A 23,284-nucleotide genomic window follows, 5' to 3' on the forward strand; every position below is an offset into this window, starting at 1 on the left:
TCCCCTCAATTATTTACTTCGTTACTTCTTCAAGCGTAAGTTGGTTTTCATATAAATATGTAGCTTGCGGATTCCCCACATATCGTACGTGCCACGGTTCATATCGATAACCGGTAATCCCTTCTTTCTGTTTCGTATACCGAATAACGAAACCAAACTTATGTGCATTTTCAGAAAGCCACTTTCCTTCTTTCGTCTCTCCAAAAACTGTTTCTAATTGAAATTTAGCAGATTGAGATGTAATATCCATAGCTAACCCTGTTTGATGTTCACTCGTACCAGGAACTGCACTGGACATCGCTGTTTTTGCTTCACCATCTTGTTTTTTATACATCGTATTTAATGCTTTTTGTCGATCAAAAGATCTAAATCCAGAGACTGCAAAAAGGAAAATACGCTCCTTATCAGCTTGCTGGAACATTTGCTCCAGCGCCATCGCTGCCTCTTTCCTCATTTTTTTCTTCTCTTGATCACCTTCACTAGAGTAACGTACTTTGGGAATAACTAAATCTGGTGGCTTATACCCATCTGGTAAACGCCTACTTTTATTTACAAGTACAAGCATCGAATTTGGATTATTAATGACTGCGATATCCCCATCCATATTAGCAATCGTTTCTTTTGCTTTCGGAAATATATTGTTTACATTTACTTCCCGCGCCTCTTGATCCTTATACATTTTATAATTTATCCCTGCTACTCCAACAATCAGTATCACTGCTACGATACCAAGTAATGTCCATCTTTTTTTCATATAACGACCTCTTATTTTAATAATTTGGCCATTTCATACTCATCAACACCATTCCCATCGATGATAAGAGCAGATTTTTTGACACCTTCTTGTTCAAATCCAATTTTACTATATAGTGTCTGAGCTCTTGTATTGTGGGCCATTACCGTTAATTCTAAACGCCATACATCATGTAATCTTGCCCACTTCTCTACTTCTTTAAACAAACTTGTTCCAATACCTCGGCCACTATACTCTTGTAAAATACCAATGACAATTGTCGCAACATGTCTCTTTCTTTGAACATCATTACCATTAGCTAAAATAAATCCAACTAATCTACCATTTTCAACTGCTACAAATATTTTTGCATATTCACTTTCTATAAAACGGTGGACCATCTTTTCTTGTTGCTCTACTGTAGTTTTTCGTTCTCCTGGTTCATATAACATAAATTTCGTTTCTTCGTCTAATTGCTTACTTAATTTTAAAAATGATGCTGCATCTTCTACTCTAATCTCCCGGATCACCTTGATCACCCTACCCATTCTGTTAGTTAAAAATTTTCCTTGTAAAAAGATTTTCTCCACTATTCCGAAAATTCCTTTCTAAATTCCTTACTATAAATAGACAAATTTCGATATTGCTATAATGATAGGAAATTATGTCTATAATGTGACATATCTTTTTAACCATAACTTATGCTCAAAAAGAAAAAACGTAAGCTTCTCACTTACGTTTATCCATTCACTTTTTCAGCTTGCCAAAAATATTCTCCAAATGCTTTAGCAAGAACATCAATTGATCTATTCAATTCTTCATCTGTATTATCTACGCCACCAACTTCAATTAAAATCGCCTGTCCTGATAAGTCTTGATTATAAACACCATTACCTGTTTGGAAGCCTTTTTGAATAACACCTCGGCTCACTCCCGGATATTTCTTACTAATCGTCTCATGTAAAGCCGTTGCTAATTGTAAGTTTTTTTCATAGTTTTTGTTACCTTTCCCAATTACAAAAGCAAGCTTCGCATATGATTTATCTCCAATTGTTTTTGTCGTGACGTTTTTCCGGGCACTATCACGGTGCAAATCAAAAAAGTATTGGAGTTCTTTATTTCCAGTCATAGCTTGTTGTACAATTTCTCGAGACATTTTATAAGAGCTATTACTGTTTAATCCTTTGCTTATTAACTTTTGACCGACATCAGTCTTATCGTTAGTAGCCCCTATGCCTTCACTTTCCAGTTGTTCCCGAAAACGATCTCCAACTATTGAAATATTCGTTACAGAACTCGTTGCTTTATTCGGATCTGGGTCATTCGTTAAGTTCAGTAACGGTAAATAAGATTCCCAACTATGTGTATGATAAATAAATGCAACTTGCCTTTTCCCCGTTGTTTGAGCTGGCTGTTTCTTCTCTTTATTCGGATCAGACTTAGGAACTTGTCCAGTTTCTCCAGTCCGTTCCTTCACTACTTCTTCAAGAGGAACGCTCGACTCTATTGGTAAGTTGGAGTAATTTGTTCCTTCACCTGCTATAACGATTTCCGTATCATACTTTCCAAATCCCGGAAGTTCCTTTCCAACAAAACTACGTACATCATCAAAACGTATATTCGTTGCCATCGAAAAGAGGAATGAAGAAATAGAAAAGTCTTGATTCAAATTCCGGTACTCTTGTGTAAAGTAATGATTCTCTTTTCCAAGAACATACATGTAACCATTCATTGATAACTCATTTAACCAATTATATAAATACGTTGACTTCGTCTCTTTCATAGAAGTTACCATCATACTAATAAGAAAAAAAGTCGCTAATACCGTAGTAATAATAAATAAAATTAACTTGCGTACACTCGTTAATTTCACATAAAAAAAGCCTCGATTCATACTATCACCCTCTCTATTTCAAGTTATGTACAAGCTCTAGAGAATAGACCGCTTAAATTTTGGCTATATTGTTAATGAGGTGAAATGAATTGAAGCTATTAATAGGAACATTACCAATCGTTCTATCATTTATTTTTTATTTACTTGCTATACACCGTAAAATTCGTATTGCACTTCATATTTTTGCGTACATAGCATTGTATGTACTCGGGACAATTATTTCTATTAATATATATGATGTTTTAATACAACATCTTGTTTTCATGACGAACATTCATGGTATTTTACTAAATCCATTATTCCTTATTTCCGGAGCATATGTAGGAATATACACTTTGTCCCTAATATTGTCTCAAATTATTACGAAACTACTGAATATAGAAAATGGAGAGTAATAAAATGCAGCCACCGTTCATCTGTCATACATGCAAAAAAAGAATAGTGAGAAAGCAAGATCTTATTACTGCTACATGGTACTTCCGCTTTTATTTATTTCACAATATTTGTTTTAAGCAGCAGAAACTATTTACCTCTCGCTTTATCCCTATTAATACACTCTTTAGTTTCTTTCTTATTATATATGGACTTATCGCTGGCAGCATCCTAATGTTCACAGAGCCATCTATAATTTGGCTTATTTTTTTGATTCCTATATTATATCGGCTTCTTTCTTATTATTACGTAGAGCGTTATTTCTCTAAATAACTGGTAGACTGCCCCCTAGGAATACTTAAACACGCCCAATCGGTTTCTTTTAACATTTTACCAATGTAAATGATTTGTCCAATATGTAAAGCATAATGTGAAATTTGCCTTTCAATCGCTTGCATGACAGTATGTTCTTCTCCACGAATGTATACTCTCTGCAAAATCTGATCCGGTGTTAAATCATCCATCGCTTTAAAAACATATTCCCATCCTTCCTCCCACGCAGCAAGAGCTTCTTGTTTTGAATTGTAGCCGCCCTCAAATTCACCATCTCGATTACGATCGGTCTTTTCACCATCCGACGTTAAAAAATCCGTCCATCTTGAACGCATATTACCATGTAGATGCTTAATAATAATGGCAATACTATTCGTCTCCTCATGAGAGGACCACATGATTTGTTCATATGATAATTGAGAAAGTGCCCGTTCTCCTTGCTTCTTTGTTGCTTTGAAATTCGAAATTGCACATTGCAAATATTCTCGTCCGATATCCAAATTAACCCCTACCTTCACACTAACTAATTTTCGTTCCATTCGGTAGTTCCATATTTGGCTGAAGTAAAACAACATCGCCAGCTTCAGGAACACCACCCAGTACAAGTACTTCGGATTTAAATCCTGCCACACGCTTTGGCGGGAAATTTACAACAGCAACAACTTGCTGACCAATTAACTCTTCTGGATTATATCTCTTAGTAATTTGAGCGCTTGATTGCTTAATCCCTAGCTCGCCAAAATCAATTTCTAGCTTAATTGCAGGAACCCTCGCCTCTTTAAATTCTTCAGCCATTCTCACCGTCCCAACCCGTATATCCAAAGTTAAAAAATCTTCAAAATTAGCCATTTTATCATTCCTCCCAATTATTACTTAGACAAAATACAAAAATCCCCTTCAAAAAAAGAAAGGCGCCTAAGCACCTTTCTTTTGTAATTCACTTGATTCATTTGATTTATAGAAGAAGTAACCGAGTACCCCGCCAATACATGATGGGATTAACCACCCTATTCCTTCTTTATATAAAGGTAGCATTTGCAGTACATTTGAAATTGCGTCAATTTTTATATTTGCACTTTCTAAACCATTAAACAAGCTAATTGATAATGCCCCTAAAATTGCTCCAATGTAAATTGTATTACGCTTTCCAATCCATTTATGGAAATACGAAAGTACGATTAATACAATTGCAACTGGATAAATGATCATTAACACTGGTAATGTTACTGCGATTAATTGTGTTAATCCTAGGTTTGATACAATTAAACTAAATACACATACTATTGTTACAATCGTTTTGTGTGAAAATTTCGGGAATAAATTTGAAAAGAACCCTGCACATGCAGATGCTAATCCAACCGAAGTTGTTAAACAAGCAAGCGTAATAACAAGACCTAATAAAATTTTACCACTCGTGCCATATAACTCATTCACAACATTCGTTAAAATAAGACCACCGTTCTCTGAAACACCAAGTGATGTGCTTGTAGAACCGAGATAAGCAAGTGATAAATATATTAACGTTAAGCCTAATACAGCAATAATACCTGATACGACTGTTATTTTTGCAATTTGTCCACTCTCTTTTATCCCTTTAGAGCGAATAACTTGTACAACAACAATTCCAAAAACAAGAGCACTAATTGCATCCATCGTTAAATACCCTTGAATAAACCCACCAAAGAAAGCATTTTCTTTATAAGCAGCTAACGGTGCAGCTGGTGTTCCAATTGGATCAATAATTGCCTTTCCGACAATAACAGCAACAATTAATACTAATAATGGTGTAAGAAACTTTCCAAACCAATCAACTAATTTAGATGGATTTAATGATAAATACCACGTTATTCCGAAGAAAACTGCAGTGTAAAGGAATAGCATGTACCATTCTGAAATCATTGCTTCTGATAAAAACGGCTTCATCCCCATTTCAAACGAAACAGCCCCCGTACGTGGGATTGCAAAGAATGGTCCAATTGCTAAATAACTAACGAGTGGAAAAACAAACGCAAATATAGGGTGAACTCTTGAAGATAACGCTTTCAAGTCCCCCTCTACAAACGCGACAGCTGTGACAGCTAGTAGGGGAAGTCCGACTCCCGTTACAAGGAATCCAATTGTAGCAATCCAAACATTTTCTCCAGCTTGTTGCCCTAAAACTGGTGGAAAAATTAAATTTCCTGCTCCTAAAAATAATGCAAATAACATTAAACCAATTGCTAGCGTATCACCTGGCCTTAATCGTCCCTTCATTTCTTTAAATTGCATAGCACTTTTACATTGTTTTTCTCTATTCTCACAATATGCTATGCATCCTCCTCTCTGTTCATGATCATAAAATATGCCCCTTACAAAGCAATGTCTTTCTCCATAATTTCTCCATTCCCCTTTTAATTACTCCAAATAATAAATTTTGATTTTTTCGAAAATTTAAATCATTAGAGTGTTATAACGTGGAGTTTAGTTGTCAGACCTCTTTGCTTTTATCACACATATAGTAACATATTTAGTTGAAAAATAAAAACATAATTTTTGATGGAATTTTTCGAAAATCAAAATTATCCACACTTATCTCTCTATTTTATTCTATTACACAAATATTTTTTAAAATCTATGTATTTGTATGTTTTGTTATCTTTGAATAACTTTATGTAAGGACTATAGCAAAAGCCATCCCAAAAATAAGATGGCCAATAAACGTTAATCTATAGTCTCCAATTCACGTGGATTATTCATTTCTTCAACATACACAACTCTAAATCCATGATCTTCTAAATCCTTTAACAATGTTTCTAATTCAGCATCTTTAAATTCTTCTCCTAATGTAAACATAATTCTACGTACTAATAACGCGTCATTATCAAAAGTCATCAAACTTTGAATACCAGTGTATTTCTTTAACACTGTCGATAATTTTTGAATTGCTCCATTATAATCTTGTGTTCCAATCATGACAGAATATTTACTAGAATGAACGCCCCATGCATCTTCTAATAACTCAAAAACTTTTTTATGAGTTAGGATTCCAAGGAAAATCCCTTTTTCATCGACTACTGATAAATACGGTAGTTTTTTTATTGTAAAAAATATTTTAAAGAACGAAGAGTCTTCTCTTACGTATCCATCTTTATCGTTCAATAATTGTAATAAATTATCTTCAAGTGAACCTTTATATTCTAAAATATCTACTTTGTATACATTCCCTAAAAATTCCTCTTTTTTTTCATCTAATACTGGTACACAACGATACCCTGTTTTATTTAAATGCTCCAGCGCTTCCCCTACCGTAATTGAACTTGAGCAAAATAAAACTTCCCTTTTCGGCACATAATTCCCTTTAATCCTCATAAAAAGCCTCCTTATGTTAAAATACTTTCTGTGCCATAACTATATTATATTTTCAGAAAAAAATAAATAATTTATTTTATTTTTCTGAAAATTTTTCGTTTTTTCGTCATAATTTATTCATGAATCATACACTTTTATTAAGTGCAATTTTAATCAGTAGGGATTTTGTCCATGCCCACTGGTTAATTAGCTCATACCAATCCGGTAAATCTTCAATATGGAACATTCTCTCACAGTTACTTTTAGAAAAATATATTGTAACTTCCTTAGAAAAAAGCTAAAATAAGAATAAGAATTTTCTGAATATTCAAAGAGTAGGTGATTGTATGTCCTTATTGCGCTCACATATATGTAAATTTATCGTTGGTGTTTTTATTATTTTCGTCATAAGTCCTATTCCAGCTTTATTCATTACACATAATTCCTCTTACTTAACTGGCTTTATAAGCATTTTTCATAACTTTACACAACTTTCTTCCATTTCGATTCCAAGAATCGATTGGATGCATGAACCTATCCTTTTCTCAGCAATTCCGATGGTACATACACAAAATATGATACATACTTCTAGTCATTCGACTCCTCTATTCCCCTACATATGGGAAATATATTTTTTATCAATTGTTCGTTTCACTTTCACTCTTGCAATCGGTTTCTTTATAAGTTTAGGAATCGGCCATCTATTTTTAAAAGCACCGGACTCAGTAAGAAAGTACACTTCTTTATTGCGTTGGATACCATATTCTTTTAGCGCTGTATTATTACAATGTTCAGTCCTATTATTACTTCTCTACATCGCAAAATTCATAAATCTTCCTTTCTTCTCATCTTTTATCATCGTATGTAGCACTTCCATGATTATCGTTATGCAAGCAATAAAAAAATGGCTACCTTTCTTAAATAATACAAATGAATACGAAATAAAAAATTCAGCTTTCCTTGTTGATACGTTATTTATGGCGCTTACTTCCAATCATAAATCTATTTTAAGTTCCATTATTCTTTCATTCGTTTTTATGGAGTGTGTTTTTCACGCGAACGGACTCTTACAATTTATCGTTCAATTTGGCGGAAATGCACCTATAGTTGTCGCAATTGGTCTATTACTTCTTTACATCCCATACAGCGTCTTATCTTTTCTCCAAACTCTATGGACAACAAACTACTCCAAACAGCAAACATATGCTTTAGCAAGAAGTATTTCAAAACCATAACGTAGAATAACCGTCTACTTTAAATTAAAAGTAGACGGTTATTCCTTTTATATAGAGGACAAAATAACAGCAAATTTAAAAAACACTTTAGAAACCTACCAATATTTACCCATTTCCTTTGACTAATCTTTTCATTTGGATTTATTATAAAAGTATAACATAATTGCAGGAGGTGACATCTTTATTCCCACTTAGGAGTAGAGAACACACTTGGACATATTAAATATTTTTCTCATCTTTATACTTATCCTTATTTCTGGCTTTTTCGTTGCATCAGAATTCGCTGTTGTAAAAGTACGAAAAAGTCGAATCGATCAGCTTGCAAATGAAGGTAATAAGCAGGCATTAGCTGCAAGAAGCGTCGTATCTAACTTAGATGTTTATTTATCTGCTTGTCAGCTCGGTATTACTATCACTTCTTTAGGACTTGGTTGGCTTGGTGAACCAACTGTGGAACATTTACTACGACCACTATTTGAAAGAATCAACATTACTGGAGCAATGGCTAACACGTTATCCTTTATTATTGCTTTTAGTATTATTACTTTTTTCCATGTTGTGTTAGGAGAGTTAGTTCCTAAGTCTTTCGCAATCCAAAAAGCAGAAGCAATCACTTTAAAATTTGCAAGACCGCTTATTTTATTTGATAAAATTATGTATCCATTCATCTGGCTATTAAATAGTTCGGCAGTATTTTTCACCAAATTATTCGGTTTAGAGCCTGCAAAAGAAAACGAACTTGCCCATTCTGAAGAAGAACTGCGACTTATTTTAGGTGAAAGTTATAAAAGCGGCGAAATTAATCAAACCGAATATAAATATGTAAATAATATTTTTGAATTTGATGATCGTGTTGCTAAAGAAATTATGGTACCTAGAACTGAAATGGTTTGCTTATCTACTGAAAATACGTTAGAAGAGAATATGGAAATCGTCGCAACTGAAAAATATACACGCTATCCTATTATTGAAAAGGATAAAGATGATATTATCGGTATGATAAATACGAAAGAGATTTTTCACAATCAAACAAAAGGCATTTACAAACCACTTGACGCGTACATACATCCTGTTTTAACTGTATTTGAAACAGTTCCCATTCGTAAAACGTTAATCCACCTTCAAAAGAACCGCGTACAAATGGCAATTGTTATGGATGAATACGGTGGAACAGCTGGACTTTTAACGATGGAGGATATTCTTGAAGAAATTATCGGAGAAATTCAAGATGAATTTGATACAGACGAATCACCAATGATTGAAAAGCGTACTCCAAAATTAACTGTTTTAGATGGAAAAGTACTCATTTCTGAAGTAAATGATATGTTTGGTCTGCATATCGATGATAGTGATTTAGATACAATTGGTGGTTGGCTTCTCTCTCAAGCAATCGATTTAAATATTGAGGCTGGCTATTCGGTTGAATATGCTGGTTTTCAATTTAAAGCATTGGAACTTGATGGGCATCAGATTAAAAAAATTGCTGTACATAAATTAGATACTATAAAGGAGTTATAAAGTGACTGTTTTACTAACAATTTGTATCATTGCTTGTTTCATTGTTTCATTTCTTGCCTTTATTTACCCCATTATTCCTGGCATCCTTGCCGTATGGGCTGGCTATTTCATTTATCATTTTGGAATAAATGGTGGAGAGTTAACGATATCTTTTTGGGTTATTCAAGTCATTTTTACACTCTTCATTTTTGTTGCTGACTTTATAGCAAATGGATACTTCCTAAAAAAATATGGAAGTTCTAAGTGGGGCGAACGAGTCGGCATGGTTTCTATTATTGTCGGATCGTTCTTCTTTCCACCATTTGGTCTTATTATCATACCGTTCTTATCAGTATTTATAACAGAACTAATGCATAAAAAGACGCCAAAAGACGCCTTTTTAGTCGGAATTGCAACTGTAGTTGGTTTTTTAAGTAGCACAGTAGCCAAAGCAATTCTCCAAATCATTATGATTATCATCTTTGTATGCTATATCATTTTTTAACCATCCCTATTTTGGGATGGTTTTTTAATAGGAAATACCTACTCGACTTCTCTCGTATAAGTTTTTATAGCGTAAGCTCCATGTAAAATGAGCTGTATCACCAACTGTTATTTCAGAGCCATCAGCTGGCAACATATCTTTTTCAGTTCGATATACACCTGTTACTTCACCATCTATTAAATACGTTGGACAAACAACAGTCCAACTTAGTTTACTATTTTTCAGTGCTATATACGCAGCTAAATGATCTTCCGCAGCTGTGGTCGTTTTTCTTTTCGATTCCTTTGACCGGAAACGATATATACTTGGATTTGTTCGCGCCTGTAAAATACCAGCCGTTCCTATTGTAACTATTTTCTTTATACCTTCTTCTTCCATACACTTTATAATATTTGGCAAACTCTTTGCTAACGTCCCATTCTGATCCGTTCCAAGAGCACTAATTACAATATCACATCCTTTCAATGCTTCCTTTATATCATTTCCGTTTAATACATTGCCCTCAATAATACGTAACCTTTCATGCTCTATTTCCACTTTACTCAAATCACGAACTAATACCGTCACTTCATATGAATCATGTAATGCTAACTTCATAATGTGTGAACCTACTCTACCTGTCGCTCCTAATATACATACTTTCATATACTATCCCCTCTTCAATTCTTTCTCTCTATTTTTCCGCAAAACTTACAAATATACAACAAAAAAGCTCCCTCGTATATGTGAGGAAGCTCTGTTATCCATTTATTTCTTTTCTTTTGAATCAGAAGACTTCTCTGTTCCGCTTGTTTCTTTATCTTTTTTTTCATCTTGCTGTGTTGTCATGTCATCCTCTTTCTTTTTATCCTCACCTTTACTACAACCTACCATTAATAAAGAGCTTGCAAGTGCCATAGCAGTTAATGACTTAACCCATTTGTTCATTTGCGTTTCCTCCTTTTGATAGAATATGTACAACCCTATATTACTCTTTATTTTTAAAGGGAAGATTTAAAAACAGTAAAGATATGGTAAACTTTTGTAAATTTACCGATAACAAAACCGGTTTTCTCAATTCTTCTAACTAACCCTCTCATTAGACGAAAAAAAACTAAGGCGCCTTTCATTCCGCCTTAGTTTTTCATGCAAACTTCTCATTTTCATATACATGTTTAATCTTATATTCCTTCTTCATAACATATTGCCAAACACTATAAGCATAACGATTCATTTTTACAAAACAATTTTCCAAAAAAGAACGAAACTCTGGGTTCGCAACTTCCACTGCCACTTGAGCAAACTTTAATGCCAATCGTTTCAAATGTGAAATATAGCAAATGGCAATCCCAATATCCCCTGTATATTCATTACCTGTTTCCATATCTATCTCAGTAAAATCAGGCCACATTTGTTCACAAGTTATATGCTGTACATTTTCTCCTTCTTGAAAATTCACTTGTTCATTATATGCCTGCAACATATACGGTAAATGATGCTGTAATATATCCTTTAATTCTTTATCTCGAACCATGCTCGTATACTCTCCAACTTTATATATAAGTGTGTAACTATATCTCATCAATTCTTTCATACAATCCATTATTGCACCGCCTTCCTATTTCATCTATATACTATAAATATGCTGCGACAACATTCGCTATTCTTGCTAGAAACCAATCCCAGCTACTAATTTTCTCAAAATCTGCTTCAGAATATCGTTTAGATTTATGAAAGTCTTCCTCAAGTCGGCTCCATACTTCTGCTACTACTTTCTTATCATAAATAAAGCAGTTAGATTCAGTATTTAAATAAAAACTTCTATTATCAAAGTTTGCTGTACCGACATCAACAATTTCATCATCAATAATTGTTACTTTCCCGTGAAAAAATCCATTTCGATATTGATAGATTTCTGCCCCTGCCATAAGCATTTCTTTTAAATGTGGGTAAGCTGCTTGTTTCAGCATTACAGCATCACTCTTAAACGGGACGAGAATTTTTACACGAATACCTCGATTTAATGCATCTTTTAGCCCCTGCATCATTTCTTTACTCGGTACAAAATATGGTGTGGCGATTATTAAGGAATGTTTCGCCTTCTTTAATAGTGCCCCATATTCCTGCCATAAACCTTTTCCATTCGAAAATACGTATTGATATTTTACATTTCCTTGTACAGGTAAACCATGATGTATAGGAACCTTTTCTCCCGTATCTTCCTGCCAATCTTCCGCAAATTTCCGTTCCATATCAGCAGCTCCATCCCCTTCGATGCGTACATGATAATCACGCCACGGACCAAATTTAGGATCCTGTCCAAGATACTCCTTGCCGATATTAAAACCACCGATGTACGATACTTTCCCATCTATAGTAACAATGCGTCTGTGATTACGTTGATGCAAAGAAAAAAATAAATTTTTAAATTTAGGGTTTTTACTGAATGTAAACCTCACGCCTTTTTCTTTTAATTGACTAATTATCTTTTTCTTAAGCTTATATCCACCTATCCGGTCTACTGACAATTTCACATCTACACCACTAGATGCTTTTTTCTCTAATAACCGTAAGAACTCTTGACTTACTTCATCTTTACCTACAATATAAAAATGAATATATATGTACTTTTCTGCGCGATTTATATCATCAAATAAATTCCTATATAACTCATCACCGTTCGTATATAGTTGAAAATCCCCTGATCGAATTTTTTCTAATTCATAACCACTAGCCATTTTTTTCCCCATTTCCACATCGATGTTCATCCAAGTGAATACACCTATAAAACAAAGTATTACAATGACAAAGTGCTTCATGGATAAATTCCTTTCTCCACATACTGTTATTCCTATATCTTTCCTTTTTTAAAACATTATCATACAAAAAATATGTCATTACATGATATACGTCCATATCAAACAAGAGCTCATCTGCATATTGTATGTTGTATCTTAAAATAAAAGGAGGAAATAACAATGGGCTTCGCACATGGTAATGGATTTGCGCTACTAGTTGTATTATTTATCCTCTTAATTATCGTCGGTGCTGCTTGCTTCTGCTAAGCAGTTATTGTAATACGATATGCGGATGAAAAAACTATAAAAGCGGACACCTATTTTTAGGTGTCCGCTTTTCATTTCAAACTTTTTTCGCCTATTATTGAAATATTAAACGAAAAGAAAAAGTATTTATCATCAAAAAGTTAGCAGTTTAGCTACTTTCTTACTCTCTGCCTTACGAATATGGCGCTGTTCTGCACGTAATACAGCAATTCGATGTAATTCTTTCTCCTCTTCTGTTTCTGGGATAACACGCGGTACAGGAACTGGATTGTTCTCCTTACTCAGTGCAACAAAAGTAACGAATGAAGTTGCCGCTACACGTTTTTCACCTGAAATTAAATTTTCCGCTACAACTTTAACAAATATCTCCATAGATGTTCTTCCCGTCCAAATTACGAAAGATTCATAACTTACACAATCTGTTGAACGAACTGGATGTAAGAAGTCTACCCAATCCATAGACGCTGTGACACATTCCATTCTTGAGTGTCTCGTTGCTGAAATCGAAGCAACCATATCCATCTCCGCTAATATTTTCCCACCAAATAGCGTATTATGATCATTTAAATCCGTTGGAAATACTCGACTCGTTTTAAACACTCTTGATTCATTTGCAGTTTTCCCCTTTACTTCTGCCATTGTTATCGCCCCTTTAATTATTTATCCCTAATATTTCAATAATTACTACACTAGGTGAATTACATGTTTAATATTAACAATCTTTAGAACTTTTAGTCCATAAAAAAGAACCGATTTTATCAATCGGCTCCTCTAAATACATATTGTTCTTTCGGCTGTTCGACTTTATTCCATTTCGTTACTTCTAACACAGGAATGTTCGCATGAAACGGCTGGTAAAATTCAGTTGTTATTTCTCCTTCTACCTGAATCCAGTCATCATTATTCCACTCTACACCTTCTGGTTTTTTTACTAACATACCATATACACCAGAATCCGCTACGCAATGTATAATACCGAAACGGAATAAGAAATATTGTTCTTTTTTTGAAGAGTCATCGCGGAAAACAAAGCCTTTAAAAGATAAAGTTTTACCAGTAAACTCACCAGGATAATTATAAATTGTCTCCATACCCTTGAGGAAATCCTCATCTTTTAATGCAATATTGTCTTTTGTAACAAACTCTTTCTTCCCTTTTTCCATTACACCACGATATCCTTCTTTTCCGTAATAAATACTCGTATCTGGTCTTAAAAATTGTCTTGTCATAAATGGATCTTTACTTTCCGCTTGTGCAACAGGAAAATGAAACCCCTTCGCTTTAACAATGTCCGAATCTAATGTTGCAATTGGGAAAAATAATCCTGAAATAATCGGGAAACAGAACAATGTGTACGAAAATGCTTTTTTCCACCATGTATTTTCATCTTTCGAATGATCGTGCCCACAATGGCTATGATCACAACTACAATCTTGTTTCTCTTTTTCCTTTTGATGCTCTTTCTGGAAAACGATAATAATTTGTACAAGCGTTAAGAAACCTAAAATAATAGCTGCAGTTTTTGATAAATAAGCATACTTCATATTTATATATTTCGTAATGTTACCGGAAATATGAAGCTGCCCAATTAAAATTGTGAAACCTAGTAATATATATACCCGAAACATAACCTACCACCCCATCGCATAAATGAGTAGTGAGCTTGCATAAACAACAAGTGTAACTGTAACTATCACAACAATTACAAATCTTGTTTTAAATGTCGCAAGCATCATAAACATATTTTTAATATCCACCATCGGTCCATAAACGAGGAACGCGACTAGTGACGCTGTTGAAAATGTACTTTGGAACGAAGAAGCAATAAATGCATCTGCCTCTGAACAAAGTGATAATATATAAGCAAGTCCCATCATTACAGCTGATGAAGAAAACGGACCTTGCCCAATAGCAAGCAACGTTGAAGTTTGTACAAACGTTTGAACTGCGGCAGCAATTAACGCTCCTAACACTAAATATTTACCCATTGAGAAAAATTCCTCAACAGCATGTGTACATACATCCCACATTTTTTTACGTAATGGACGCTTATGGTTCACTTCTGGGAAGTGGTCATCTCTTAATTGATGCTCTTTAAACATAAATGATAATATAACTCCAACAATAATTGCTACGACAATCGCTACAATAGAGCGATACCATACCATGTGCATACTACTCCCAAAGGCAACATATGTTGCAAATAATACAACTGGATTAATAATTGGTCCAGTTAGCATAAATGCAATTCCAGCATATGGCGGAACACCTTTTCCAATTAATCTTCTTACAATCGGAACAATTCCACATTCACACCCAGGAAACATCATTCCTAAAAAAGTAGCTAATAGAACAGACAGAAATCGATTCTTAGGCATCCACTTTGCCACCATATCTTCTGTCACAAACATTTGAATGAATCCTGAAATAAATACACCAATTAGCACAAACGGAAGTGCTTCGATTAAAATCGATATAAAGATTGTATTCATTTGCAGGAATGCTTTCGGTAATTGAAACAATTCCATGATGTATGTCCTCCAACTTTTCATTAACAATATGTAATTTTAACCCCATTTTATTATTTGGACAAGACTTATACGGAATTCATAACTTTAATACACATTACATTTTACAAATTATATTCTATTCCAAAATCAAGATTTTATAGCAAAAAAGCTGTTCTAGCGCAGTTTTATAACTATGCTAGAGCAGCTTTCTTATGGTTAAAAGTAACGTTTCTTCCAAAAAACAAATGCTAAAGCGAAAGATAATGTTACACATATTATTATTACAATTACAAAACCTTGAGCCTCACCTTCAAACGGAACCTTTACATTCATTCCAAAGAAACTAGAAACCATTGTTGGTAATGATAAAATAATTGTAATAGAAGTCAACAGTTTCATAACACTATTTAAATTGTTAGAAATAACCGAACTAAATGTATTCATCATTCCGCTTAAAATGTGACTATATATTTCTGCCATTTCAATTGCCTGCTTATTTTCAATTAATACATCTTCTAATAAATCTTGATCATCTTCATACATTTTTAAAAATGTACTGTTACGCATTAATTTTTGAATAACAATTTTGTTAGCCTTTAATGATGTTGTAAAGTAAACTAAACTTTTTTCAAGGCCTAGCAACGTAAAAATTTCTTTATTTTTCATCGACTGATTTAATTGGTGCTCTAAATCGATAGTTTTTCGATTAATTTGCTTTAAGTATCTTAAATAATAAGTAGAAATTGTATATAAGAGCTGAAGTGCGAATCGCGTCTTTTTAAACGTATAAAATTCCTTAATACGTTGATTAATAAAGCGTTCAAAAATTGGATTTTCTTCTAAACAAATTGTAACAAAACAATCTGGCATTACAATCATACCTATTGGAATCGTGTCATATATCGAATTTCCTTCTTCATCATGTCTAACTGTCGGAATATCCACGATAATTAAAGTATTATTGTCTTCCTTTTCAATACGAGAGCGTTCTTCATCATCCAAAGGGTCTTTAATGAAATCTAAGTCTACATTTAAAGTTTGTACTAGATACTGAATTTCTTCTTCAGTTGGATGAAGTACATTAATCCAGCAACCCTTTTGCATTTCCTCAATCTCTTGTAGTTTTCCGTTTCGGTCTGTTAAATAAATATTTAACATACTATCACCCCGATTCTTTTTACATGTAGGAATCTACCTCACTTAAACAACAGTTTTTAAACCGCCATTTTCAGCATATGAAACAAACGATTAAATTTCAATAGAAAAATTATTTTGAAAACGTTTTTTTAAGAAAAATCTTGTAAACATAGAAAAAGACAGAGTGTTCTCTGCCTTTAAAAAAGCTTATGTTGCCTTTATAACATATTTAGAAAGCATCCACAAGTTAAAACCGACTGAAATCGTATAGCCAGCGTATGTTGAAATGATAAAACTTACAAAATCAAAATAAGGTAGCAATACAATATTTAATACTATCTTTACAATAATTCCGATTACTAATCCTAGCACTGTTTTCTGTTGTTGATTAATTCCTTGTAACATCGCAGCAGTTACCGTAAATAGTGAAAATAGTATACAAGCAGGGGCATAATATTGCAAAATGATACTCCCCATCTCCGGATCATTTCCAGCGCCAAATAATAGAGTATATACTGGCTTTGCTAATACCATCATTCCTATTGCCGCTGGTACCGTGATCCCCACCACCAATAAATTCGTCCTCGTAAAGTGTTTATACAGCAGCTTCTCATTTCCCGCTGTATAAGCTTTCGTCATCTCGGGTACGAGAGACATACTAAAAGCCGTAGCAACAGAAACTGGGATTAGCACAACCATCTGAACAAGGCCAATTATCGCATTAATCTTTTCTGCTTCTCCTTGCATATACCCTACTTGTATTAATAGTTTATTAATTGTAAATGTATCAATTGTTTGATACAACGGAATTGCCAAACCGACTACAACAAATGGGATGGAATATGTAAATAACTCTTTATATAATGAAAAAAAAGATTTCGTTGTCTGGGGAATACTTGCTATCTCCTTTTGTTTCAAGTATTTTCGCCTTTTCATATAATAAGCACTCAAAATAATTAATCCACCTACTGCACCCATAAATGCTCCAAAAGTCGAAATACCAACCGCTAACGACACTGATTCTTTTAAAACATATAAAACTACAAAACTTCCTATCAAAATCGTTAAAACACGAAAAAACTGTTCGACAACAACACTCAATGCCGACGGTCCCATCGATTGGAATCCTTGAAAGAATCCCCTCAATAAACTCATTACTGGTACAAGTATTAACGCAAAACTTACAATTTGAATATTGTGCGTGACAGCTACCACACTATTCCCCGACTGATCATTTCCATCAATCACAAGTTTAGCTAAATGTGGTGCTAACATATATAATGCTAAACAAGAAATAACGCCCATAATGACCATAAAAACGATACCACTCTTTAGTACTCTCTTAACAGTATGATAATCATTGAGTTGATCATACTTTGAAACCATCTTTGAAACGGCAAGTGGTAATCCCATCGTTGCAATACTCAACATAATTGTATAAGGACGGTATGCATACGTGTATAATACGTAGCCACTCGTACCCACCATTGCTGTAAATGGTATAACATATATAAACCCTAACATTTTAGATATCATCGTTGCCATCGTTAAAAATATCGTTCCACGTAAAAACGGTGATCCTTTCATCACATTCCCCCGCTACGCTTTATTATTACACATTATGGACAACTTCTTTTTTTTAGAACTGGAACAAATAAAAAAAGCCAATGAAAAATCATTGACTTTAACGAGTTGTTTTTCTCTTTTTCAAATACTTTAAACCGAAGTAAAGAGCTATAAATAGGACTGCTCCTATAATTATGTAATGTGTATAATCAGATGCATACTCTTTAATATGACGCCAATTTCCACCAAGCTTTTCTCCTAAGTATATAAATAGAATTGACCATGGGATAATCGCTACTACTGTATAAAGTGTAAAGAGTTTTAAAGGCATCTTTGCTAATCCTGCCGGAATAGATATTGCATGACGTACAACTGGGATAAAACGTGCCGAAAATATTACTCCAGCTCCATAACGCTTAAACCAATTTTCTGCTATGTCTAAATGATGTTTATTAATAAGCAGATATTTTCCATATTTCTCAACAACCGGACGCCCTCCGTAATATCCAAGCCAGTATAAAAAGATTTGCGCTAAAGTACCACCGATTGTTCCTGCGATAACAGCCCCGACAAAACTAATTTTTTCTTGCGCAACTAAAAACCCTGCATACGAAAGAACAATTTCACTTGGAATTATTTCAATCATTAAACCTAGTGCTACCCCGAAGTATCCTAGACTTGCAAAGAATTGTAATAACTGATCTATTATATTCGCTAACATATTCTTTTCTATCTCCTTTTTTCTTCACATACCCTCCATTATCACATAAAGATTGCCATCTGCCAATATAATCATGTGAACCTCTTCATCTGAATCATAGATTTTGAAGAGGAATACGCCTTCTTATTTTTTGTTAAAAGAATATGTACAACCTTTTTTCAATATACCCTTAGCATGATACAAAATTAACTTTACTATCCCTCTATTTACGGGCGTGTCGACTAATAATCAACGTAAATATAACAAACGAGACCGATTAATTATTAGTCCAGTAGCCTTTCTTTATTTCTATCTTTCATATACGCAAACATTTCTTTAATTTGCCATTCTGTATTTCTAGCATTTGATAAATCAGGTATTTCGTTTTCACTAAAGAAATCTATATCTTCTGTTTCAATGCTTAATTTCTTTTCTCCACCAACAATCTCACAACCTATAAAAATTTTATATACATGTGTAGCTGATAGAGATGGTTGATGTTTTTCTTTATCGAATATAGCTAGTAGCCTAAAATGATCTACCTCATAGCCTGTCTCTTCTAAAACTTCTTTAGTAGCGACTTCTGTTGGAGTATAACCAACATCAGCCCATCCACCTGGTAATGCCCATCTCCCATCACTTTTTTCTTTCACAAATAATAATTTGTCATTTTGAAACACTACCGCTCGTATATCAACTTTAGGAGTTTGATAGCCTGTCTCACTTGCAAATAATTTCTCTACTACTTCCCAATCTGTTTTTGTGTAATGTGACATCATTGAAATTGAAATGTCTCGTAATTGTTGGAAACGCTCTATATCATACACATCTTTGGAGTACGTTAAACCAGCTTGTGCTATCGACTGTATTTGTTTTACCCAATCAATCCATTTAACCGTCATCTTTACACAACCCCATTCTCTATCAAATAAATACTATGTTACTTTTTTGGTACATCTTTATTATACAAAAAAAGAGATTGATAATGTTCCAATCTCCTTCAAAATTAATCCAATTCATGAAGATGCTCTTCTATATATTTTCTTCTTTTATTTATATATTGAAAAATCATATCAGCCTCTTGGTCAAATGTTTCTATTTTTTCTTTCATATATGGATCTTGTAGTAAATACGGACGAATCAATTTACACATTTCTTCTACTTTCGGCCTCATAAACGAAACTGTAAATTGTTCTTCTAATATTTCCCCTAAAATACTTCGATATTGTTTTCTAAATACGGGTATATCTAACAACCTTGCACTTAACGTATTATATCCTTGAATACGAATGTACTCATGATTTAGTGGTCTTCCTTGTACATCTCGCCCCCAAGTTGCATCATAATCCCACGGTATAACTTCAAATAAGTTTGTCTCATCATTATGATATAACGCATAGTTATGAACAAAACCATCAAAGTTTTGAGTCAAAATCACTCCAGCTAACCACCGTAAATATTTATCAACATGAAGGTATTTCCCAATTTCTTTTTCATACTCTTCCCTTGATAGTGTATTTGCTTGAAAAACAAATTCACTCAGTTGCTCTTCACTATTTTCATTCGAACATTTAAATTCATATCCTGCAAAAAGCTCGCTTTTAACATCTTTGTCTCTCTCGCTCATTAAAGAAAAATCCGCATCATCATCTATTGCATAATAAATAGAACCATTCGGTAACCCTCTACTTTTTAAAAAGTTTTCATCAACCGATTCTAACTGTAAATATACGCCTTGGATTTGGCCATTTATTTTTATAAATACATGCTGTGACTTCGGTGAAAGTACCCCAATATCATTAAAAAAATCGAGTGATAATTTGTTACGAATAAGCGATGGATCCATAAATTCAGAGTTTAAATGAAATTCCTTTACCCCTTGAAATTTTTTCGGTTTATAAAATTTAACATGGTAAGACTTTTTCTCAAACTCGCGAATATGAGCACCTCGATAAACGATATCAATATCATACTTCTTTTTTCCAAATGTTAACTTTGCTGGCACTGGACTATCTGACCAAATATCTTTTTTCAATTCCACTAAGTACATTGGATGAATAAAAAAATCATATAAAGGTAGCATATTTTCTCATCCCTTCCCAGTTCTCTTCATTCAATGTATGCGCCTTGTCTTGTCCATACATCTGCAATCATCTATTTATATTAAATTACACTCTTGTCCTGTTCAGAAAGATGCCTAAATTCATATCATGTTAAGGAAAAAGAATACCTTTTCACTTTAATACATGATAAGGAGGATTTCTATGAAACGTGATATTAGAAAAGCTGTTGAAGAAATCAAAAGTGCTGGGATGGAGGATTTCTTACACCAAGATCCAAGTACTTTTAAGTGTGATGATGATAAATTCTCTCATCATCACACTTAAAAGTACAACAGGACGTAATTGTACAAGAACAAGATGTACTCGCGTGAACCATTGTACTTTCGTTACAAAATGTACTCGTGTACGCGTTCAAAAATGGACGTTCGTTACGAAAGTGACGCGTAGAAAAGAATGCGTTTTAGTTACAAAACGTACTCGTGTAAAAAAATGCACTTTTGTTACAAAGTGTGTGCGCTTTGAAAAGAAATTTTTCTGGACAAAACGATGTTTCTGTAAAAAAAGTGTATTCTTCCCTCATAGTAATGGTGGCTCTTGCGATGATTCGTGTGATCATGACGGAAACAAATGGCATGGTTGCAAAGACGGTGGGCATAAGTTCCCTTCCTGCAAACATAAGAAATTCGATCACTTCTGGTATAAAAAACGTAATTGCTAGTTTTTTATGTCAACAAAAAAAGGCCGCGTTGCGACCTTTTTTACGTTCACTGAAAATGACTTACATCTGCAAATTGTTTTACTTTACCACGATCTTCATCAAATTCAATCACACTGAGACTCGCGCTATGCATAAATGGATCATCCCACACATTTTCAATTTCAATACCCGCGAAATGCCCTACAAGTAATTTCGCTGCCGCAGCATGAGAGACAATCAATATACTCTCACCTTTATGCTTTTCTAAAAGTATATGTAGCCCTTCTATTACCCTCTTATGAACGGCCGCAAAGTTTTCCCCTGATGTTGACTGAAAAAGATGTGGCTCATTCCAAAATAAATGTACTTCTTCTGGATACTGCATTTCCAAGTCATTAATTGTTTGCCCTTCCCATGCCCCCATATTAATTTCATAGAAATGTTCATCTGCAATAATTGGTATATTGCGTTCTCCTTTAATCAGTTCAGCAGTATGAAGCGTTCTTTCACTTGGACTACTATAGATGGCATGAAGCGGTAAATCCTTCATATGATCACCTAATTGTTGCGCTTGTATCATACCATTCTCAGTTAATGCTGAGTTTTTTCGTCCTTGCATCCGCCCTGCTACATTCCATTCCGTCTCACCATGCCTTGTTACATATACCGTTGTCTTCATTTCCTATTCCCCCTTACCATTTTGGCCGCAATTCCCACGGCTCAACTCTCCCTACAACCCATTCCGCGTATTTCCCTTCAATTCCTTTTATAACCCCGTCAGCTATCTCTTCATGAGTAAGCCACCTTGCATATGTATCTTCTAAAATAAACCCTAATATAATTCTATAATAACTGCATAATGCCCCGCCTATTTTTTGTAACTTCGCACGTGATGCACTACTACCTAATATATGAAATACACTATATTCCTTAGACGACAATTCAATCTCTTCGCAAATTATCGGAAGTGCACGTTCAGCAGTCGAATGTATCCATGCAATAACTAGTGTGATTGGGCCATTGTGTTCAATTGACTCTTTAATAGATTTCTTTACATCTTCTTCGTTATGATAATCTAAAGAAAGACTCGTAATTTTTTCTCGTTCACTACATACTTGCTTAACATTTTCTAATTTCGCATTATCTCGTCCAATAATAGAAACATGAAACCCTTGCTTACAAAGCCACATAGAAACCTTCTTTAACATTCCTGTTCCACCAATTACAAGTGCATGCAAATTCCTTCCCTCCCTCAGTAGAACATCATATGAGGCTTTGCTTCCCTATAATAATTTAGACGGTCTTGTAACGTCCCTGAATGGAACTCAAATTTATGACCATCTGGATCAAGAAAATATATAGATTCGTAATCTCTCACATCACGTTCTCGGCCTTTTAAAATATGAACTTCGTTTTCTTCTAATCGCTTTAACAAACAATTAAAATCTTCCTGTTCAATAGTAAATGAAATATGCGTATAAGATTGATGAATCTCATTTCTTGGAATATCTACTTCCTCATTAAGTGCTACCCAAACTCCGCATATATTAAAATACGCAAGTTTTATCCCTTTAACTAACAATTCTCCTTCTAATACTTTCTCATAAAACATAATAGATTTTTCCAAATTTGAAACTGAAAAACATAGATGATTGATTCCTTTCAACACGT

General features: G+C 34.0%; 28 protein-coding genes and 1 pseudogene. 7 read left to right on the top strand and 22 right to left on the bottom strand.

The window, feature by feature from the left end:
• Window positions 1-13: 13 nt before the first annotated feature.
• From ACTFQM_RS05160 to spoIIP, 3 genes are all read right to left on the bottom strand, one after another.
• On the bottom strand, window positions 14-754 hold the full coding sequence (locus ACTFQM_RS05160; RefSeq protein ID WP_048372612.1) for a M15 family metallopeptidase: 741 nt from the start codon (window positions 752-754) through the stop codon (window positions 14-16).
• Window positions 755-765: 11 nt separating this feature from the next.
• On the bottom strand, window positions 766-1,263 hold the full coding sequence (locus ACTFQM_RS05165; RefSeq protein ID WP_440033654.1) for an N-acetyltransferase family protein: 498 nt from the start codon (window positions 1,261-1,263) through the stop codon (window positions 766-768).
• 209 nt (window positions 1,264-1,472) lie between these two features.
• Entirely contained in the window at window positions 1,473-2,627 is a 1,155-nt protein-coding gene (gene spoIIP, locus ACTFQM_RS05170) for a stage II sporulation protein SpoIIP (RefSeq protein WP_002171548.1), read from the bottom strand.
• Between the two features lie 89 nt (window positions 2,628-2,716).
• Here spoIIP and ACTFQM_RS05175 point away from each other — a divergent pair, with 89 nt between their 5' ends.
• Window positions 2,717-3,022, top strand: coding sequence for a hypothetical protein (locus tag ACTFQM_RS05175; protein WP_440033655.1), 306 nt, complete (start codon window positions 2,717-2,719; stop codon window positions 3,020-3,022).
• Between the two features lie 4 nt (window positions 3,023-3,026).
• Window positions 3,027-3,332 (top strand): hypothetical protein, encoded by a 306-nt coding sequence (locus tag ACTFQM_RS05180; RefSeq protein ID WP_002171546.1) that lies wholly within the window; start codon window positions 3,027-3,029, stop codon window positions 3,330-3,332.
• On the opposite strand, the gene ACTFQM_RS05185 is transcribed toward ACTFQM_RS05180, so the two are convergent.
• The 4 genes from ACTFQM_RS05185 to cbpA form a co-directional block, all read right to left on the bottom strand.
• Window positions 3,317-3,871, bottom strand: coding sequence for a DUF1572 domain-containing protein (locus ACTFQM_RS05185; protein ID WP_440033656.1), 555 nt, complete (start codon window positions 3,869-3,871; stop codon window positions 3,317-3,319). The two genes, ACTFQM_RS05180 and ACTFQM_RS05185, sit on opposite strands and share 16 nt — an antisense overlap.
• Complete coding sequence (csaA, locus tag ACTFQM_RS05190) at window positions 3,852-4,181, bottom strand: chaperone CsaA (protein WP_048372616.1); 330 nt, start codon at window positions 4,179-4,181, stop codon at window positions 3,852-3,854. Before csaA ends, ACTFQM_RS05185 begins: the two co-directional genes overlap by 20 nt.
• Before the next feature lie 66 nt (window positions 4,182-4,247).
• Entirely contained in the window at window positions 4,248-5,585 is a 1,338-nt protein-coding gene (brnQ4, locus tag ACTFQM_RS05195; protein WP_440034387.1) for a branched-chain amino acid transport system II carrier protein BrnQ4, read from the bottom strand.
• 447 nt (window positions 5,586-6,032) lie between these two features.
• Window positions 6,033-6,680, bottom strand: a complete 648-nt coding sequence (gene cbpA / locus ACTFQM_RS05200) for a cyclic di-AMP binding protein CbpA (protein ID WP_440033657.1) — start codon at window positions 6,678-6,680, stop codon at window positions 6,033-6,035.
• Window positions 6,681-7,006: 326 nt separating this feature from the next.
• Between cbpA and ACTFQM_RS05205 the strand changes: the two genes are divergently transcribed.
• From ACTFQM_RS05205 to ACTFQM_RS05215, 3 genes are all read left to right on the top strand, one after another.
• Window positions 7,007-7,894, top strand: coding sequence for a hypothetical protein (locus ACTFQM_RS05205; RefSeq protein ID WP_440033658.1), 888 nt, complete (start codon window positions 7,007-7,009; stop codon window positions 7,892-7,894).
• A gap of 210 nt (window positions 7,895-8,104) precedes the next feature.
• Window positions 8,105-9,412, top strand: coding sequence for a hemolysin family protein (locus tag ACTFQM_RS05210; protein ID WP_025149934.1), 1,308 nt, complete (start codon window positions 8,105-8,107; stop codon window positions 9,410-9,412).
• 1 nt (window position 9,413) lies between these two features.
• Window positions 9,414-9,896 (top strand): DUF456 domain-containing protein, encoded by a 483-nt coding sequence (locus tag ACTFQM_RS05215; RefSeq protein WP_002171539.1) that lies wholly within the window; start codon window positions 9,414-9,416, stop codon window positions 9,894-9,896.
• A gap of 24 nt (window positions 9,897-9,920) precedes the next feature.
• Here the strand turns inward: ACTFQM_RS05215 and ACTFQM_RS05220 are convergent, their stop codons facing one another.
• The 4 genes from ACTFQM_RS05220 to cls all read right to left on the bottom strand — a co-directional run bounded on the left by ACTFQM_RS05220 (window position 9,921) and on the right by cls (window position 12,694).
• Window positions 9,921-10,541 carry an NAD(P)-dependent oxidoreductase gene (locus tag ACTFQM_RS05220; protein ID WP_440033659.1) on the bottom strand — a complete coding sequence of 207 codons (621 nt, stop codon included), beginning with the start codon at window positions 10,539-10,541 and terminating at the stop codon, window positions 9,921-9,923.
• Window positions 10,542-10,643: 102 nt separating this feature from the next.
• Window positions 10,644-10,823 carry a hypothetical protein gene (locus tag ACTFQM_RS05225; protein WP_025149936.1) on the bottom strand — a complete coding sequence of 60 codons (180 nt, stop codon included), beginning with the start codon at window positions 10,821-10,823 and terminating at the stop codon, window positions 10,644-10,646.
• A gap of 196 nt (window positions 10,824-11,019) precedes the next feature.
• Window positions 11,020-11,478 (bottom strand): spore coat protein, encoded by a 459-nt coding sequence (locus tag ACTFQM_RS05230; RefSeq protein ID WP_440033660.1) that lies wholly within the window; start codon window positions 11,476-11,478, stop codon window positions 11,020-11,022.
• Between the two features lie 31 nt (window positions 11,479-11,509).
• Window positions 11,510-12,694, bottom strand: a complete 1,185-nt coding sequence (cls, locus tag ACTFQM_RS05235; RefSeq protein WP_440033661.1) for a cardiolipin synthase — start codon at window positions 12,692-12,694, stop codon at window positions 11,510-11,512.
• Window positions 12,695-12,853: 159 nt separating this feature from the next.
• Here cls and ACTFQM_RS05240 point away from each other — a divergent pair, with 159 nt between their 5' ends.
• Entirely contained in the window at window positions 12,854-12,940 is an 87-nt protein-coding gene (locus ACTFQM_RS05240; RefSeq protein ID WP_000505094.1) for a YjcZ family sporulation protein, read from the top strand.
• A gap of 132 nt (window positions 12,941-13,072) precedes the next feature.
• On the opposite strand, the gene ACTFQM_RS05245 is transcribed toward ACTFQM_RS05240, so the two are convergent.
• From ACTFQM_RS05245 to cotH, 8 genes are all read right to left on the bottom strand, one after another.
• A complete protein-coding gene (locus ACTFQM_RS05245; protein ID WP_328052851.1) occupies window positions 13,073-13,579 on the bottom strand; it encodes an acyl-CoA thioesterase in 507 nt (168 codons plus the stop codon).
• A gap of 119 nt (window positions 13,580-13,698) precedes the next feature.
• Entirely contained in the window at window positions 13,699-14,568 is an 870-nt protein-coding gene (locus ACTFQM_RS05250) for a TIGR03943 family putative permease subunit (protein ID WP_002171533.1), read from the bottom strand.
• Window positions 14,569-14,571: 3 nt separating this feature from the next.
• Window positions 14,572-15,468, bottom strand: coding sequence for a permease (locus ACTFQM_RS05255; RefSeq protein ID WP_002171532.1), 897 nt, complete (start codon window positions 15,466-15,468; stop codon window positions 14,572-14,574).
• Window positions 15,469-15,666: 198 nt separating this feature from the next.
• Window positions 15,667-16,608, bottom strand: a complete 942-nt coding sequence (locus ACTFQM_RS05260; RefSeq protein WP_002171531.1) for a magnesium transporter CorA family protein — start codon at window positions 16,606-16,608, stop codon at window positions 15,667-15,669.
• Window positions 16,609-16,794: 186 nt separating this feature from the next.
• Window positions 16,795-18,174 (bottom strand): putative polysaccharide biosynthesis protein, encoded by a 1,380-nt coding sequence (locus ACTFQM_RS05265; protein WP_002171530.1) that lies wholly within the window; start codon window positions 18,172-18,174, stop codon window positions 16,795-16,797.
• A gap of 97 nt (window positions 18,175-18,271) precedes the next feature.
• Complete coding sequence (locus tag ACTFQM_RS05270) at window positions 18,272-18,874, bottom strand: DedA family protein (protein WP_025149941.1); 603 nt, start codon at window positions 18,872-18,874, stop codon at window positions 18,272-18,274.
• 263 nt (window positions 18,875-19,137) lie between these two features.
• On the bottom strand, window positions 19,138-19,755 hold the full coding sequence (locus ACTFQM_RS05275) for an NUDIX hydrolase N-terminal domain-containing protein (protein ID WP_002171528.1): 618 nt from the start codon (window positions 19,753-19,755) through the stop codon (window positions 19,138-19,140).
• A 104-nt stretch (window positions 19,756-19,859) separates the two neighbouring features.
• On the bottom strand, window positions 19,860-20,936 hold the full coding sequence (cotH, locus tag ACTFQM_RS05280; RefSeq protein WP_440033662.1) for a spore coat protein CotH: 1,077 nt from the start codon (window positions 20,934-20,936) through the stop codon (window positions 19,860-19,862).
• Between the two features lie 181 nt (window positions 20,937-21,117).
• Between cotH and ACTFQM_RS05285 the strand changes: the two are divergent.
• Window positions 21,118-21,634, top strand: a pseudogene (locus ACTFQM_RS05285) (CotG/ExsB N-terminal domain-containing protein).
• A gap of 46 nt (window positions 21,635-21,680) precedes the next feature.
• Here ACTFQM_RS05285 and ACTFQM_RS05290 read toward each other — a convergent pair.
• Genes ACTFQM_RS05290 through fosB form a run of 3 tightly spaced genes read right to left on the bottom strand, consistent with a single transcriptional unit; the run spans window position 21,681 to window position 23,282 of the window.
• The gene (locus ACTFQM_RS05290) at window positions 21,681-22,292 is read right to left on the bottom strand and encodes a phosphoserine phosphatase 1 (RefSeq protein WP_440033663.1); all 612 of its coding nucleotides are present in this window, start codon (window positions 22,290-22,292) and stop codon (window positions 21,681-21,683) included.
• A gap of 13 nt (window positions 22,293-22,305) precedes the next feature.
• Entirely contained in the window at window positions 22,306-22,851 is a 546-nt protein-coding gene (locus ACTFQM_RS05295; RefSeq protein WP_440033664.1) for a short-chain dehydrogenase, read from the bottom strand.
• 14 nt (window positions 22,852-22,865) lie between these two features.
• Complete coding sequence (fosB, locus tag ACTFQM_RS05300) at window positions 22,866-23,282, bottom strand: FosBx1 family fosfomycin resistance bacillithiol transferase (protein WP_440033665.1); 417 nt, start codon at window positions 23,280-23,282, stop codon at window positions 22,866-22,868.
• Window positions 23,283-23,284 lie beyond the last annotated feature (2 nt).

The organism is Bacillus cereus group sp. MYBK30-2 (assembly GCF_051915945.1).
In the GTDB taxonomy this organism is placed as follows: domain Bacteria; phylum Bacillota; class Bacilli; order Bacillales; family Bacillaceae_G; genus Bacillus_A; species Bacillus_A paramycoides.